This is a genomic window from Limobrevibacterium gyesilva (genome assembly GCF_025989185.1).
GTDB lineage: Bacteria > Pseudomonadota > Alphaproteobacteria > Acetobacterales > Acetobacteraceae > Limobrevibacterium > Limobrevibacterium gyesilva.
On the sequence record NZ_JAPDNT010000015.1, the window covers coordinates 40,750 to 54,979 of the forward strand.

A 14,230-nucleotide genomic window follows, 5' to 3' on the forward strand; every position below is an offset into this window, starting at 1 on the left:
AGCCGCGAGAGACCCATGGACCAGCCGTTGCCCAGTGCCGACCCCCACGCCGAAATCCGTGAGGAGGTCCGCAAGCTCTGCGCGCGCTTTCCGGGGGAATACTGGCGCACGCTGGACGAGGCGCGCGGCTATCCCACCGCGTTCGTCCAGGCGCTCACCGAGGCCGGCTATCTCGGCGCGCTGATCCCCGAGGAATATGGCGGCGCCGGCCTGCCGCTGTCCGCGGCTGCGGCGATCCTGGAGACAGTGCAGTCCGAGGGCTGCAACGGCGCGGCCTGCCATGCCCAGATGTACATCATGGGCACGATCCTGCGGCACGGTTCGCCCGAGCAGAAGCAGGCCTACCTGCCCAAGATCGCCACCGGTGCCTTGCGCCTGCAGGCCTTCGGCGTGACCGAGCCGACCAGCGGCACCGACACCACGAGCCTGCGCACCTTCGCTCGCCGCGAGGGTGACAAATACATCGTCAACGGCCAGAAGGTCTGGACCAGCCGCGCCGAGCACTCCGACCTGATGCTGCTGCTGGCGCGCACCACGCCGCGCGATCAGGTGGCGCGCAAGACCGAGGGCCTGTCCACTTTCATCGTCGACATGAAGCAGGCGCTCGGCAACGGCCTGACCATCCGCCCGATCCGGACCATGATGAACCATAACAGTTGCGAAGTGTTCTTCGACAACATGGAAGTGCCGGCGGAGAACCTGGTGGGCGTGGAGGGGCGCGGCTTCCGCTACGTCCTCGACGGCATGAATGCCGAGCGGCTGCTGATCGCCGCCGAATGCATCGGCGACGCCAAATGGTTCATCGCCAAGGCGTCCGCCTATGCCAAGGAGCGCCGCGTGTTCGGCCGCCCGATCGGGCAGAACCAGGGCGTCCAGTTCCCCATCGCCCGCGCCTACGCCCAGATGCGCGCGGCCGAATTGCTGGTGCGCGAGGGCTGCGCGAAGTTCGATTCCGGCGAGCACTGCGGCGAGGAGGCCAACATGGCCAAGATGCTCGCCGCCGAGGCGTCCTGGGCGGCCGGGGAAGCCTGCATCCAGACCCATGGCGGCTTCGGCTTTGCCGAGGAATACGACATCGAGCGCAAGTTCCGCGAAACCCGGCTGTACCAGGTGGCGCCGATCAGCACGAACCTGATCCTCTCCTACATCGCCGAGCACGTGCTCGGCATGCCCCGGAGCTATTGATGCGCGGTGCTCTCGACGGGCTGCTCGTCGTTGCCCTGGAGCAGGCGGTGGCGGCGCCCTATTGCAGCTCGCGGCTGGCCGATGCCGGGGCGCGGGTGATCAAGGTGGAGCGGGCGGAGGGCGATTTTGCCCGTGGCTACGACCGGGCGGCCAAGGGCCTGTCCAGCTATTTCGTCTGGCTCAATCGCGGCAAGCAGAGCCTGGTGGCCGACATCAAGAAGCCCGAGGACGCGGCCCTGCTGCGCCGGATGATCGCGCGCGCCGACGTGTTCATCCAGAACCTGGCCCCCGGCGCGGCGGCGCGTGCCGGCTTCGGGTCCGATGCGCTGCGGGCGGCCAACCCAAGGCTGATCACGGTGGACATCAGCGGCTACGGCGATTCCGGCGACTACGCCACCATGAAGGCCTACGACCTGCTGGTGCAGGCCGAGTCCGGCATCGCCAGCATTACCGGCCACCCCGCCGGCCCCGGCCGCATCGGCGTGTCGGCCTGCGACATCGCCTGCGGCATGGCGGCCCATGCCGGCGTGCTGGAAGCACTGATCCAGCGCGGCATCACCGGCGTGGGCAAGGGGCTGAAGGTCAGCCTGTTCGACGGTATGGCCGATTGGATGAACGTGCCGCTGCTGTTCTACGAAGGCACCGGCCGCGCACCAGAGCGCGTGGGCCTCGCGCATCCGTCCATCTGTCCCTATGGCGCGTTCGCGACAAGCGATGGCGCACTGGTGCTGATCAGCATTCAGAACGAGCGCGAATGGGCTGATTTTTGTGCTCATTTCCTGCTGGAGCCGGACCTGCCGCAGCGCCAGGGGTACGAGACCAACGTGATCCGCGTAGCCAACCGGACGGAGGTGGACGCGCATGTCGCCGCGGTGTTCGCCCGGCTCACCCGCGATCAGGCCGCCGCCCGCCTGCGCGCGGCCAACACGGCCTATGGCTTCGTCAACGGCGTAGCCGAGTTCGCTCGGCACCCCGCGCTGCGACGCGCAGAGATCGCAACACCGAACGGCCCCGTGTCGATCGCCGCCCCGCCGGTGATCAGCAGCGATGGGCCGCGCACCCTCGGCGCGGTTCCGGCCATCGGGGCGGATTCGGACGCCATCCGGGCAGAGTTCGAGGCGTAGGCCGCGTACCCGTATCAGAGCGGCGTGCGCGGGACCTGGCGGGAGGCGACCGGGATCGGGACGGCGCGATAGGCATCCAGGCCGCGGCCGACGGTGCCCTGCGGCGCCGGCAGGATCCGCGCAGTCTCGGCCTTGTTGGACAGGCGGTAGGCGCCGGCCGGCTGGGCAGTCAACGGCGCGGGCGGGCGCAGCACATTGGACTGGGCCGGCCAGGCGGTGCCATGGCTGTTCCAGACGTTGGATGACCAGACATTGGTGGACCACACATTCGCAGGCGCTCCGCCCGGCATACGGAGCAGGCGCTTCATCTCCTCGGGCAAGACAGCGGCGACTTTGCGCTGGTAGATTTCGCCACGCTCCGGCGTCGCGGAATGGTAGCTGGCGGTCGCGCGGGCCCAGTCGCGGGACTGGGAATAGAGCTGGCCGAGGAAGCGTGCGGCATAGACGGCGTTGGCGACAGGATCGAACGCTTCATCGAGGCTGGCGAAGGCGTTCGGGTGGTACATCAGGTTCACCTGCATGCAGCCGACATCGATCGAGCGGGCGCCGCGCTGCTGGAACGCGCGCACCGCGGCGATGGCCTCCGTCTTGCTGGCATAGCTATAGCCGTCACCCTCGACATTGATGGTCCACGGCCAGGGATGGATGACGCCCTGGGCGTCCGGGCGGCCGCTTTCGACGCGGGCGATGGCGGCCATCAGCTGGGTGGGGATGCCGGCGGCGCGCTCGGCATTGCGGATGGCCACCCGGCATTGCATGGCTGGATCGGCGGCGGTGAGCGACGGCTGCAACGCCACCGTCAGCGGCCGGAGCTGTCGCGCCGGCGATTCCGCACGGGCCGCCGCCGTACAGACAATGAGACTGCCCACGAGCGCCGCGCACGATGCCGCGCCCGGCAGAAGGGTGATGAGGATGCGCATGCCGGACACGGTATAGGCGGAATCGTTAACCATGTGTGAGTAGCGAGTATGGGAGGCATCCGGTTTGTTGCGGCACGGTATCGCCCGCAGATCACTGCGAAAAAAGAATGCTGCAATGCAAAAAATCACTTGCGCGCAAATGCTCGGTGACCTATCTTCCGCTTCGCAGCAAGGCAGCTTCGGTTGCCTTCCTGCTTTCTTGGACGTTTCCTCCCTAAACTTGGCGGCGCTGCAAAGCGCCGCCACTTTTTTATCCGGCATGACATTTCTGGCCCCGGCGGCCGCCCCGACAGGTCAGGCGATGCCGAGTTCGGGGGCGGCGGCCAGCGTCGCGATCAACGCGGTGATGCGCTCCCGCATGGCGGCGAACCCCGGCAGGCGCTCGATCCGGGCCTCGTCCATATAGAGGCTGCGGTTGATCTCGATCTGCAGCGCGTGCACGCCTTCGCGCGGGCGGCCGTAATGGCGGGTGATGTAGCCGCCGGCATAGGGGTCGTTGCGCCGCACCGAGAAACCCAGGCCGATCAGCGTCTCCTCGATCAGGCGGACGGCCGGCGCCGCGCAGGTGGTGCCGTGCGCGTCGCCCAGGACGAAATCGGCGGCCGGGCGCGGGGCCATGCTGCCGCCGGGCATGGAATGGCAGTCGAGCAGCAGGCAGGCGCCGAATTGCGTCCGCGTCGCCTCGATCACGCCCCGAAGGGTCTCGTGATAGGGCTGCCACAGCGACCGCACCCGCGTCTCGGCATCGGCAAAGCGCAGCTTGCCGCGATAGATCGTCTCGCCGGAGGCGACCACCTTGGCGATGGTGCCGAGCCCGGCGCCGACCCGGGCGCTGCTGGTGTTCACCCAGGGCGGCAACTGCTCCTCGAACATGGCTGGATCGAGTTCCCACGGCTCGCGGTTGGGGTCGCAGAAGGCGCGCGGGAAGGTGGCGGCCAGCAGGGGGGCGCCGTACTGGGGGGCGGCGGCGAACAGTTCGTCGACGAAGCTGTCCTCACTGCGGCGCAGGCGCAGCCGGTCGAGTCGGGCGGCGGCGACGAAGGCGGGGGGATAGGTGCGGCCGGAATGCGGCGAGGCGAAGACGATCGGGACGGTCTGCCGTGCCGGGCGGGCCAGCGTGACGGCGGGAGCGACATCGGGCAGCGGCAGGTCCATGCGCGTATTCAAGCCGCACTGCCCTGCGGCGGCAATCCATTCCGTCAGATCCCGCACTGCGGCCCCTTGCGGTCATCGCAGTAGCCGCGATACAAGCCGCGCATCGGATGGGCGCGTAGCTCAGCGGGAGAGCACCACCTTGACACGGTGGGGGTCACAGGTTCAATCCCTGTCGCGCCCACCATCCGATCTTACTGACATTGTTGGATAAGTCTTGGTCGGGCCGCGGTGCCGCAGTGCCCGGGCGCTACCCGCCTGCTACCCGGACGCGAGGTCGGCCGCTTTCCGCTGCAGGCTTGCCAGCAATGCATCGCCGCCGCCGTGCATCAGGAAGGAGCGGAAATCCGACCGTTGGGTGGCGACGCGGCTGATCGCACCGTCCGCCAGCACGTCCACCGCCTTCCAGTTCGGCCCGGTCTGGCGCATCACGTAGTCGAGTTCATGCGTCTCGCCGGACGCGGGGATTATCTTCGTCTGCAGGATAATCTGGTTGGCGCCGCCGCTCCGCACGTCGGGTTCGATGACGAAGCGCTGGCCCGTGAAGGTGTTGAAGCTGCTGACATAGGAGCTGATCGAGTAGCGCCGGAACGCCGCGAACAATGCGGCGTGCTGGTCGGCAGACAAGCTGTTCCACATCGGGCCGACGGACACCTGCAGTATCGTCGCGAGGTCGAGCGCCCGGTCGACCGCCGGCGCCAGCATATCGAAGCGTTGGCTGAACGGCGTTCGTGTGCCCGCGCGCATGATTCTCAGCAGCGAGTCATAGAGTCCCTGGATCGGCGCGACGACGGCCGGGTCGACAGCGGCGCACGCCGTACCGGGGCGTATCGCGGCGGCGATGGTCGCGCCCGCCCCGACCATCAGCAGATATCGGCGATCGATCGCAACGGCCGGCATCCGGGTCCCCGCTCTTGCTGCTATTGGGCGTCACGCGCGGCTTGGGCGTTGCGGACAGCCTGCGATGTGCTGCCAATGCGCGCGCCCTGGATGACCGGGCGGGGCTTGCGGCTGGGCTGCGCCCGCATGCCTGGCGCGGCAGTCTGCCCCGCGTTGGGATGGCGCGGGGGCGTGGCGTGCTTGCGTGCGAGTGCTGCGTGCAGGAACGCCAGCGCATGTTCGCGCCGGGCCGCGGCTGCCAGTTGGTTGAGGCGGGCATTCGCCCGCTTCAGGGCCCGCGCGAACACCTGCTTCTTCGCCGCAAGGCCGCGCTCGCTCGGCGGTTCCGCCGTAACGTCCCGCGTGGCTGCCTTGCCGCTGCGCCGGCGGCGGCGCTCGCGGATGATGTCGCGGGCACGGCCGTGCCGTGCACGCAGCCAGCGCGTCAGGTCGAGCAGATCGCCGTGCGGCAGGTCATCCAGCGCCGGGTAGTGGCTTTGCTGCACGGGCGCCAACTCGTCCTGGGCCAGTAGCCGCCGCTCGGCGGCGAACTCCACGCCCATCCGGTCTTCTCCCGAGATGCCGCTATGATGATAGCGCGATAGCCCCGCGGGTGCTCGATCGCGACATCAAATCAACGCGCACGGGCTGGCGACGTCCGGTCACTCGGAGGCGCCACTTGGCCCGTTTATCCGGTCCATGGTGATCCTGAGTTCCTGCTCGGCCCGCAATCTCTCCTCGGCGAGAAGCCCGAGATAGGCCGCATATTGCTGCGTGCTGCCGCTGTAGACGCATTTGCAGACCAGAGGGTCGGCGAACAGATAGACCTGCCGGCCGTCCTGAACGCGGACGGAGAATTCGTGCGGCGGCAAAGCGTTGAGCGCCGTCAGTCCCTCCGGGCTTGTTGCCGGGATGGGCCTGAAGCCGGCCATGGCCATCAGGTTCTCCTTGTCGGCAACTTGCGCGCGGGTGCAGGCGCACACGAGAAGCGCCAATCCGCCGGCAACGAAAATCGGCGTTTTCGACATGGCGGTCGCCCTGTTCCATGGCAGCGGCGCGCGAGCGGCCAAGGCTATTGAGTTGGTCCAGGGCGAAGCAAGACACGTGTCGCGGCGCGACGATCAGTCGCCATGCAGGATCATGTCCGCACCCTTCTCGGCGATCATGATGGCGGTGGCGTTGGTGTTGCCGGATACCACGGTCGGCATCACCGAGGCGTCGATCACCCGCAGGCCAGCCACCCCCTTCACCCGCAGCGACGTGTCCACGACCGCCATGGGGCCGGGGCCCATCATGCAGCTGCTGGTGGGGTGGAAGGTCGTGCCGCCGGTGGCGCGCACATGGTCGAGCAGCGCCGTGTCGGTGTCGGCGGCGGGGCCGGGCATGTACTCCTCGGTGACGTAGCGGCGCATCGCCTGGCTGGCGAACACGCGGCGGGAGACGTGCAGGCCGGCGACCATGGTGTCGCGGTCGGCCTGGGTCGAGAGGTAATTCGGGTTCATCGCCGGCGCGGCTGTGGGGTCGGGCGAGGTGATGCGCAGCCAGCCGCGGCTTTCCGGGCGGCAGGGGATGGCGACCAGGGTGCAGCCGGGGAAGGCGTGCATGGCCTCGCCGGTCTTCTGCGAGCTGCCGGCAAGGAACTGGTACTGCACGTCCGGCGAGGCCAGCTCCGGCCGGGTCTTCACGAACAGGCCGATCGGGGCGGCGCCCATCATCAGCGCACCGCGGCGGGCCAGGACGTATTTCAGGCCCTCGCGGAGCTTCAGCACCCAGCTATGGGAGATATCGTTCAGCGTGTTGGCGTTGCGGCAGCGATAGATCATGCGCCCGCCCAGATGGTCCTGCAGGTTCTCGCCCACGCCCGGCAGGTCGTGCGCAACCGGGATGCCCAGCGACTGCAGCAGCGCGCCCGGGCCGATGCCCGAGAGCTGCAGGAGCTGCGGCGAGGCGATGGAGCCGCCGGACAGCAGCACCTCCCGCTTCGCGCGCACCTGGTGGATGGCACCGTTCTGGCGGTATTCCACGCCCACGGCGCGGCCGCCCTGCACCAGCACGCGGTGGGTCAGCGCGTGCACCTCCACGCGCAGGTTGGGCCGCCGCATGGCCGGGCGCAGGAACGCGACCGCGGTGCTGCTGCGCCGCCGCTTCCAGACCGTGACCTGCAGCGGGCCCACACCTTCCTGGTCGGCGCCGTTGAAATCGTCGTTGCGCGGGTAGCCAGCTTCCTGGGCGCCGGCGATGAAGGCGTCGTGCAGCTCGTGGCGGGCGCGCAGGTCGGAGACGCCGAGCGGGCCTCCGGCGCCATGGTAGGCGTCGGTGCCGCGCTCCTGGTTCTCGGATTTGCGGAAATACGGCAGCACGTCGTCGTACGACCAACCGGTGTTGCCGAGCTGACGCCAGAGGTCGAAATCCTGCTTCTGGCCGCGGATGTAGATCAGCCCGTTGATGGCGCTGGAGCCGCCGAGCACCTTGCCGCGCGGCCAGGAGATGCGGCGGTTGTTCAGCTCCGGCTGCGGCTCGGTCTCATAGTACCAGGCGACCTTGGGATTGTAGATGTTGCGGTAGAAGCCTGCGGGGATGTGGATCCAGGGGTCGCGGTCCGGCCCGCCCGCCTCCAGCAGCAGCACCTTGGTGCCGGGGGCGGCGCTCAGCCGGTTGGCCAGCACGCAGCCGGCCGATCCCGCGCCCACGATGACGAAGTCGAATTCGGCCGCGTTCTGCATGGCGTTTCCCCCGTTTGGCGCCGACTATGCCAAGGGGCCGGAGAAACGGAAGTGGTCAGTCCTGCAGGAACGGGTTGGTCTGGCGCTCGCTGCCGATGCTGGAGGCGGGGCCGTGGCCGCAGATGAAGGTCATGTCGTCGCCCAGCGGCAGTAGCTTCTGCTTGATGCCGGACAGCAGCGCCTCGCTATCGCCATACGGGAAATCGGTGCGCCCGACCGAGCCCTTGAAGATGGTATCGCCGGTGAAGGCGAAGCGCTGCGTCTGTTCCACGAAGACGATGTGGCCGGGCGTGTGGCCGGGCACGTGCAGCACCTCGAAGCGCAGCGCCCCCAGCTCGACAGTGTCGCCCTCGGCCAGCCAGCGGTCGGGCAGGACGTTGCGCAGGCCGGTCATGCCGAAGGCCTTCTGCGCCTCCTCGATGCCTTCGAGCAGGAAGCGGTCGCGCTCGTCCGGGCCCAGCAGCGGCACGGGGGGCAGGCCGCTATTGGCGCGGGCTTCGTCGAGCACGCCCTTCAGCGCCTTGGCGCCGCCGGCGTGGTCGAGATGGCCGTGCGTGAGCAGAACCAGCTCGACCTTCAGCCCCATGCGGTCCACCGTATCCAGGATCTTTCCGGGCTCGCCGCCGGGATCGACGATGGCGGCGCGCATGCTGCCGGTCTCCCAGAGCAGGCTGCAGTTCTGCTGGAAGACGGTGACGGGGATGACGGCAATCTGGAAGGGCGGCATCGCAGGCTCCGGCGAGGGGTGGGCAGACGATGCCCTTACTCCGCCAGCGGACGGGGGGCCACTTCGAATCGACCAGGCCCGATGGCTCAGACGGGCTCGGTATCCAGCGAGTAGCCGGCGGCGCGCACGGTGCGGACGACGTCGAGCTCGTCCTCGCCGTTGATCGACTTGCGCAGGCGGCGGATATGCACGTCGACGGTCCGAGGTTCCACGTGGATGTCCTTGCCCCATACGGCGTCGAGCAGCTCCTCGCGCGAGAACACGCGGCGCGGGTGCTGCATGAAGAATTCCAGCAGGCGGAACTCGGTAGGGCCCAGATGGATCGGCCGGCCGTTGCGCTGCACGCGGTGGGCGGCCAGGTCCATGGTGATGTCGTGGAAGGTCAGGCAGCCCTTGGTGGATACCGCGTTGGAGCGGCGCAGCAGGGCGCGCATGCGGGCGAGCAGGGCATCCATGCTGAACGGCTTGGTGATGTAGTCGTCCGCACCGGTGTTGAGGCCGCGCACGGCGTCCTGGTCCTCGGTACGGGCGGTGACCATGATCACCGGCAGGTCGCGGGTGGCGGGGCGGCGGCGGATCTGGCGGCAGACCTCGATGCCGGACATCACCGGCAGCATCCAGTCGAGCAGGACCAGGTCCGGCTGGGCCTCGGCGATGCGGGTCAGCGCCTCCTGGCCGTCGCCGGCTTCCTCGACGCGGAAGCCCTGCTTTTCCAGGTTGTAGCGCAGCATGGTGGCGATCGCCGCCTCGTCCTCGACGACGAGGACGAGAGGCTTGGCCAGGGAGGACGTGCCGTTGGACAGGGCGTCGAGCATGCGGGGATCTCTTTCGTCGCGGGCGCGTGGGGTCATGGGCGAGGGGATCAGGCGCGCGGCGGCCGCACCACGGCATAGGCCGAGCTGTCGCCTTTCGGCCGGATGTCCGCCAGCGGCTCGCCACGGACGGCGTAGTAGACCAGCTCGGCGATGTTGGTGGCGTGGTCGCCGATCCGCTCGAGGTTCTTGGCGATGAACAGCAGGTGGATGCAGGGCGTGATGTTGCGCGGGTCCTCCATCATGTAGGTGATGAGCTCGCGGAACAGGGCATTGTAGATCTCGTCGATCACCTCGTCGGAGCGCCAGACCTGCAGCGCCTTGTCGGTGTCGTTTTCGCCGATGGCGTCGATGATGGTCTTGAGGTTCTCCTGCACCAGGCGGGACATGTGGGCGAGGCCGGTGAGGGTGTAGGGCAGGGCAAACTGGTCCAGCACCAGGCTGCGCTTGGCCACGTTGGTGGCGTAGTCGCCGATGCGCTCGAGCGCGCCGGTGATCTTCAGCGCGGCGACGATGTGGCGCAGGTCCTGGGCCAGCGGCTGGCGCAGGGCGAGCAGGCGGATGACGTATTGCTCCACCTCGCGCTCCAGCGCGTCGACCGCGGGGTCGGCGTCCACCGCCTGGCTGGCGGCGGCAGCGTCCTTGTCGATGACGGCGCGGCTGGCCAGGGCCACCTGGCTTTCCACCATGCCGCCCATCTCGGTGATCAGGGCCTGCAGGCGCTTCAGTTCCTGTTCGAAGCTCTTCACGATGTGCTCGGCCATTTCAGGGCGTTGAATCCTCTGCTCAGCCAAACCGGCCGGTGATGTATTCCTGCGTGCGGCGCTCGCGCGGGGCGGTGAACATCTGCGTGGCGCTGCCGACCTCCACCATCTCACCCAGGTAGAAGAAGGCCACCTGGTCGGCGCAGCGGGCCGCCTGCTGCATGTTGTGGGTGACGATGGCGATGGTGAAGTCGCGCTTCAGTTCGTCGATCAGCTCCTCGATCTTCAGCGTGCTGATCGGGTCGAGCGCGCTGGTGGGCTCGTCGAACAGGATCACTTCCGGGCGCACCGCGATGGTGCGGGCGATGCACAGGCGCTGCTGCTGGCCGCCGGACAGGCCGGTGGCCGAGGTGTTCAGGCGGTCCTTCACCTCGTCCCACAAGGCGGCGCGGGTCAGCGACCATTCCACCCTCTCTTCCATCTCCGCCTTGCTGGGCCGTTCGTGCAGCTTCACGCCGAAGGTGATGTTCTCGTGGATCGTCATCGGGAACGGGGTGGGCTTCTGGAACACCATGCCGACGCGGCTGCGCAGGTTGTTCAGGTCCACGCCGGGCGCGATGATGTTCTCGCCGTCCATCAGCACCTCGCCGACGGCGCGCTGGCCGGGATAGAGGTCGTACATCCGGTTCAGGCAGCGCAGCAGGGTGGACTTGCCGCAGCCCGACGGGCCGATCATGCCGGTGACCTGGCGGTCCGGCAGGTCGAGGTTGATCGCTTTCAGCGCCTTGTTGGCACCGTAGTAGAAATCGAGGTTGCGGATCGAGATGCGGGGCGCGTTCAGGCCGGCGGACGCGCGTGCCTCCAGGGCGCCGATTGTTGGTCTTGTTCCGGTTTCCGGCATGGCTGTACTCATGGGTCAGGGATCCGGCAGGTTCGGTGTCAGGCGGTTGTTCAGTGGCGGGGGCGAAGGATCAGGCGTGCGAGGATGTTGAGCGCGAGCACGCCGAAGGTGATCAGCAGGGCCCCGACCCAGGCGAGCTGCACCCAGTCGTCGAAAGCCGAGCCGGCATACTGGTAGATGGTCACGGGCAGGCTGGACATCGGCTGGGTGAGGCTGACCGACCAGTTGAGGTTGCCGAGCGAGGTGAACAGCAGCGGCGCGGTTTCGCCGGCGACGCGGGCGATGGCCAGCAGCACGCCGGTGGCGATGCCGTCGATGGCGGCGCGGTAGCAGACGAAGACGGTCGTCTTCCATTTCGGCGCGCCCAGGGCCGCGGCGGCCTCGCGCAGGGCCACGGGGATCAGGCGCAGCATGTCCTCGGTGGTGCGCACCACGATGGGGATGACGATCACTGCCAGCGCGGCGCAGCCGGCGATGCCGGAGAAGCCGTTGAACGGGTTCACCAGCACCTGGTAGATGAACAGGCCGATTAGGATCGAGGGCGCGGACAGCAGCACGTCGGAGACGAAGCGCACCGCGTTGCCCAGCGCCGAGCCGCGCGCGTATTCCGCGAGGTAGGTGCCGACCAGCAGGCCGATCGGGGTGCCGATCGCGGTGCCGATGGCGGTCTGGATCAGGCTGCCGACGATGGCGTTCAGCAGGCCGCCATTGGACCCCGGCGGCCGGGTCGTCTCGGTGAACACCGACAAATGCAGGCCGGGCAGGCCGAGCCACAGCAGGGTGATGAGGATGGCCGCCAGGAAGGCCAGCCCGATCAGGGTGGCGACAATGCACAGGCCCTTGGAGATGTAGTTGATGCGCTTGCGCCGGCGTGACAACCGCTGGGCGATACGCGGGTCGCGCGACGGGAACAGGTGGGCGTTGCCGGCCGTGCCGGTGAGGGTGGTGCTCATGCCTTCGCCCCCGGCATGGGTTTCTGGCGCAGCAGCAGCCTGGAGATCGCCAGGACGATGAAGGAGATGACGAACAGGATGAAGCCGAGCGCGAGCAGCGAGGACAGCTTGAGGCTTCCGGCCGCGCTCTCCGGGAATTCGAGGGCGACGATCGAGGCGATGGTGTTGCCGGGGCCGAACAGGCTGCTGGAGATGCGGTTGGTGTTGCCGATGACGAAGGTCACGGCCATGGTCTCGCCCAGCGCGCGGCCGAGCCCCAGCATGATGCCGCCGACCACCGAGACCCGGGTGTAGGGGATGACGATCGAACGCATCACCTCCCAGGTGGTGCAGCCGACGCCGTAGGCCGATTCCTTGTAGACGGCCGGCACGGTCAGGAACACGTCGCGCATGGTGGCGGCGATGAAGGGCAGCACCATGATGGCGAGGATGAGGGAGGCGGTGAAGATGCCGGTGCCGAAGGCGGGGCCCTGGAACAGGGCGCCGATGACCGGCAGGTCACCGAACTGGTCGATGAGGAAGGGCTCGATGGGGTCGGCCATGATCGGGACGATCACGAAGAAGCCCCACATGCCGTAGATGATGGACGGCACCGCGGCCAGAAGCTCGATCGCGATGCCGACCGGGCGGCGGAACCAGCCGGGGGCAAGCTCGGTGAGATAGAAGGCGGTGCCGAAGGCGATGGGAACGGCCATGAGCAGCGCCAGGATCGAGGTGACGATGGTGCCGTAGATCGGCACCATGGCGCCGAAGATCTGCTGCACCGGGTCCCAGTCCGACGTGGCCAGGAAGCCCAGGCCGAAGGCGCGGAAGCTGGGAAGGCCGCCGATGAACAGCGAGACGATGATGGCGCCGAGCAGCACCAGCACGAACACGCCGGCGCCGGTGGCGAGCGCCGCGAAGATGGAATCGCCCAGCGAGCCGTGGCGCGCGCCGGTGCGGGCGGTGTCGGTGCGGGCGGCAGCGGCGGTCTGTGACACCGGGATGGTTCCGTGCGGCAAGGGCAGTGGCGGACCGGAGTCGGTCGCAGAAGGGGGCACCGTAGCCGGTGATGCCCCCCGATGCGAGGCTTCAGCCCTTGATCTCGGCCTTCCAGCTGGCGCGGACGCTGTCCTGCACGGCCTTCGGCAGCGGGATGTATTCCAGGCCCGAGGCGATCGGGCCGCCGTTCGTGTAGGCCCAGTCGAAGAACCTGGTCACGTTGGCGCTGCGGACCGGGTCCTTGGGGTCCTTCGGCAGCAGGATGAAGGTGGCGGACACGATCGGCCAGCTGGTCGCACCCTTGGCGTCGATCAGGTTGATCGCGTAGTTCGGGGCGTTCTTCCAGTCGCCGTTCTCGGCGGCGGCGGTGAAGGCGGCGAGGGTGGGGGCGACGAATTGGCCGTCGTGGTTGCGCAACTGGGTGGTGACCAGCTTGTTCTGGGTGGCGTAGGCGTTCTCGACATAGCCGATGCTGCCGCGCACCTGGCGCACCGTCGCGGCGACGCCGTCATTGCCTTTGGCGCCGTTGCCGGCGGCCCATTTCACGCTGGTGCTGGCGCCGACCTTGCCTTTCCACGCCGGGCTGACCGTGGACAGGTATGAGGTGAACACGAACGTCGTGCCGGAACCGTCGGCGCGGTAGACCGGCGCGATGGCGAGATTCGGCAGGGTGACGCCCTGGTTCAGTTCGACCAGCTTGGGGTCGTTCCACTTGGTGATCTGGCCCAGATAGATCTCGGCCATCAGTTCGCCGGTCAGCTTGAGCTTGTTCGACTCAACGCCGGGGATGTTCACGATGGGAACCACCGCGCCCATGACGGTGGGGAACTGCAGCAGCTTGTTCTGCTCCAGGTGCGGCGCCTCGACCGGCGCGTCGGAGGCGCCGAAGTCCACGGTGCGGTTGATGATCTGGTTCTGCCCGCCGCCGGAGCCGATGGCCTGGTAGTTCAGCTCGATGCCGATGGCGGCCTTCGCGGCCTCGCCCCACTTGGCATAGACGGGTGCGGGAAAGGTGGCGCCGGCGCCGGTGACCTGCTGCGCCCGAACGGCGACAGGGGCGGCGGCGGTCAGTCCGGCCAGGGTGATGGCCAGCGCCGTGGTGACGAGTTTCATGATCCCTCCTTGGGGTCTGCAACGATGCCCCCGCGAGGGGGCGTGGCAGGCCGGGG

At 68.3% G+C, this 14,230-nt stretch carries 15 protein-coding genes and 1 tRNA gene; 3 read left to right on the top strand and 13 right to left on the bottom strand.

What is annotated here, in order from left to right; genetic code table 11:
• Positions 1-15: 15 nt before the first annotated feature.
• Both OL599_RS16055 and OL599_RS16060 read left to right on the top strand, forming a co-directional pair.
• Positions 16-1,185 carry an acyl-CoA dehydrogenase family protein gene (locus OL599_RS16055; protein ID WP_264714838.1) on the top strand — a complete coding sequence of 390 codons (1,170 nt, stop codon included), beginning with the start codon at positions 16-18 and terminating at the stop codon, positions 1,183-1,185.
• Positions 1,185-2,309, top strand: a complete 1,125-nt coding sequence (locus OL599_RS16060) for a CaiB/BaiF CoA transferase family protein (RefSeq protein ID WP_264714839.1) — start codon at positions 1,185-1,187, stop codon at positions 2,307-2,309. The genes OL599_RS16055 and OL599_RS16060 overlap by 1 nt, the downstream gene beginning before the upstream one ends.
• Before the next feature lie 14 nt (positions 2,310-2,323).
• On the opposite strand, the gene OL599_RS16065 is transcribed toward OL599_RS16060, so the two are convergent.
• Together OL599_RS16065 and OL599_RS16070 are read right to left on the bottom strand one after the other, a co-directional pair.
• Positions 2,324-3,262 carry a transglycosylase SLT domain-containing protein gene (locus OL599_RS16065; RefSeq protein WP_264714840.1) on the bottom strand — a complete coding sequence of 313 codons (939 nt, stop codon included), beginning with the start codon at positions 3,260-3,262 and terminating at the stop codon, positions 2,324-2,326.
• A gap of 261 nt (positions 3,263-3,523) precedes the next feature.
• On the bottom strand, positions 3,524-4,384 hold the full coding sequence (locus OL599_RS16070; protein WP_264714841.1) for an N-formylglutamate amidohydrolase: 861 nt from the start codon (positions 4,382-4,384) through the stop codon (positions 3,524-3,526).
• Positions 4,385-4,493: 109 nt separating this feature from the next.
• Between OL599_RS16070 and OL599_RS16075 the strand changes: the two genes are divergently transcribed.
• A tRNA-Val gene (locus OL599_RS16075) sits at positions 4,494-4,568 on the top strand.
• A 74-nt stretch (positions 4,569-4,642) separates the two neighbouring features.
• Here the strand turns inward: OL599_RS16075 and OL599_RS16080 are convergent.
• The 11 genes from OL599_RS16080 to pstS form a co-directional block, all read right to left on the bottom strand.
• Positions 4,643-5,281, bottom strand: coding sequence for an ABC transporter substrate-binding protein (locus OL599_RS16080; RefSeq protein WP_264714842.1), 639 nt, complete (start codon positions 5,279-5,281; stop codon positions 4,643-4,645).
• A gap of 20 nt (positions 5,282-5,301) precedes the next feature.
• Complete coding sequence (locus OL599_RS16085) at positions 5,302-5,817, bottom strand: hypothetical protein (protein WP_456306707.1); 516 nt, start codon at positions 5,815-5,817, stop codon at positions 5,302-5,304.
• A gap of 105 nt (positions 5,818-5,922) precedes the next feature.
• Positions 5,923-6,288, bottom strand: a complete 366-nt coding sequence (locus tag OL599_RS16090; RefSeq protein ID WP_264714844.1) for a hypothetical protein — start codon at positions 6,286-6,288, stop codon at positions 5,923-5,925.
• Between the two features lie 93 nt (positions 6,289-6,381).
• A complete protein-coding gene (locus tag OL599_RS16095; protein WP_264714845.1) occupies positions 6,382-7,983 on the bottom strand; it encodes a GMC family oxidoreductase in 1,602 nt (533 codons plus the stop codon).
• Positions 7,984-8,038: 55 nt separating this feature from the next.
• The gene (locus tag OL599_RS16100; protein ID WP_264714846.1) at positions 8,039-8,710 is read right to left on the bottom strand and encodes an MBL fold metallo-hydrolase; all 672 of its coding nucleotides are present in this window, start codon (positions 8,708-8,710) and stop codon (positions 8,039-8,041) included.
• 86 nt (positions 8,711-8,796) lie between these two features.
• Positions 8,797-9,525: a phosphate regulon transcriptional regulator PhoB gene (gene phoB / locus OL599_RS16105; protein WP_264714847.1), complete on the bottom strand. Its 729-nt coding sequence runs from the start codon at positions 9,523-9,525 to the stop codon at positions 8,797-8,799.
• Positions 9,526-9,572: 47 nt separating this feature from the next.
• Positions 9,573-10,286 carry a phosphate signaling complex protein PhoU gene (gene phoU / locus OL599_RS16110; protein WP_264714848.1) on the bottom strand — a complete coding sequence of 238 codons (714 nt, stop codon included), beginning with the start codon at positions 10,284-10,286 and terminating at the stop codon, positions 9,573-9,575.
• 22 nt (positions 10,287-10,308) lie between these two features.
• Positions 10,309-11,139 (bottom strand): phosphate ABC transporter ATP-binding protein PstB, encoded by an 831-nt coding sequence (pstB, locus tag OL599_RS16115; RefSeq protein ID WP_264714849.1) that lies wholly within the window; start codon positions 11,137-11,139, stop codon positions 10,309-10,311.
• A 38-nt stretch (positions 11,140-11,177) separates the two neighbouring features.
• Entirely contained in the window at positions 11,178-12,080 is a 903-nt protein-coding gene (gene pstA / locus OL599_RS16120; protein ID WP_264714851.1) for a phosphate ABC transporter permease PstA, read from the bottom strand.
• Positions 12,077-13,060 carry a phosphate ABC transporter permease subunit PstC gene (gene pstC, locus OL599_RS16125; RefSeq protein WP_408886945.1) on the bottom strand — a complete coding sequence of 328 codons (984 nt, stop codon included), beginning with the start codon at positions 13,058-13,060 and terminating at the stop codon, positions 12,077-12,079. Before pstC ends, pstA begins: the two co-directional genes overlap by 4 nt.
• A gap of 91 nt (positions 13,061-13,151) precedes the next feature.
• Positions 13,152-14,174, bottom strand: coding sequence for a phosphate ABC transporter substrate-binding protein PstS (pstS, locus tag OL599_RS16130; RefSeq protein WP_264714852.1), 1,023 nt, complete (start codon positions 14,172-14,174; stop codon positions 13,152-13,154).
• Positions 14,175-14,230: the final 56 nt, after the last annotated feature.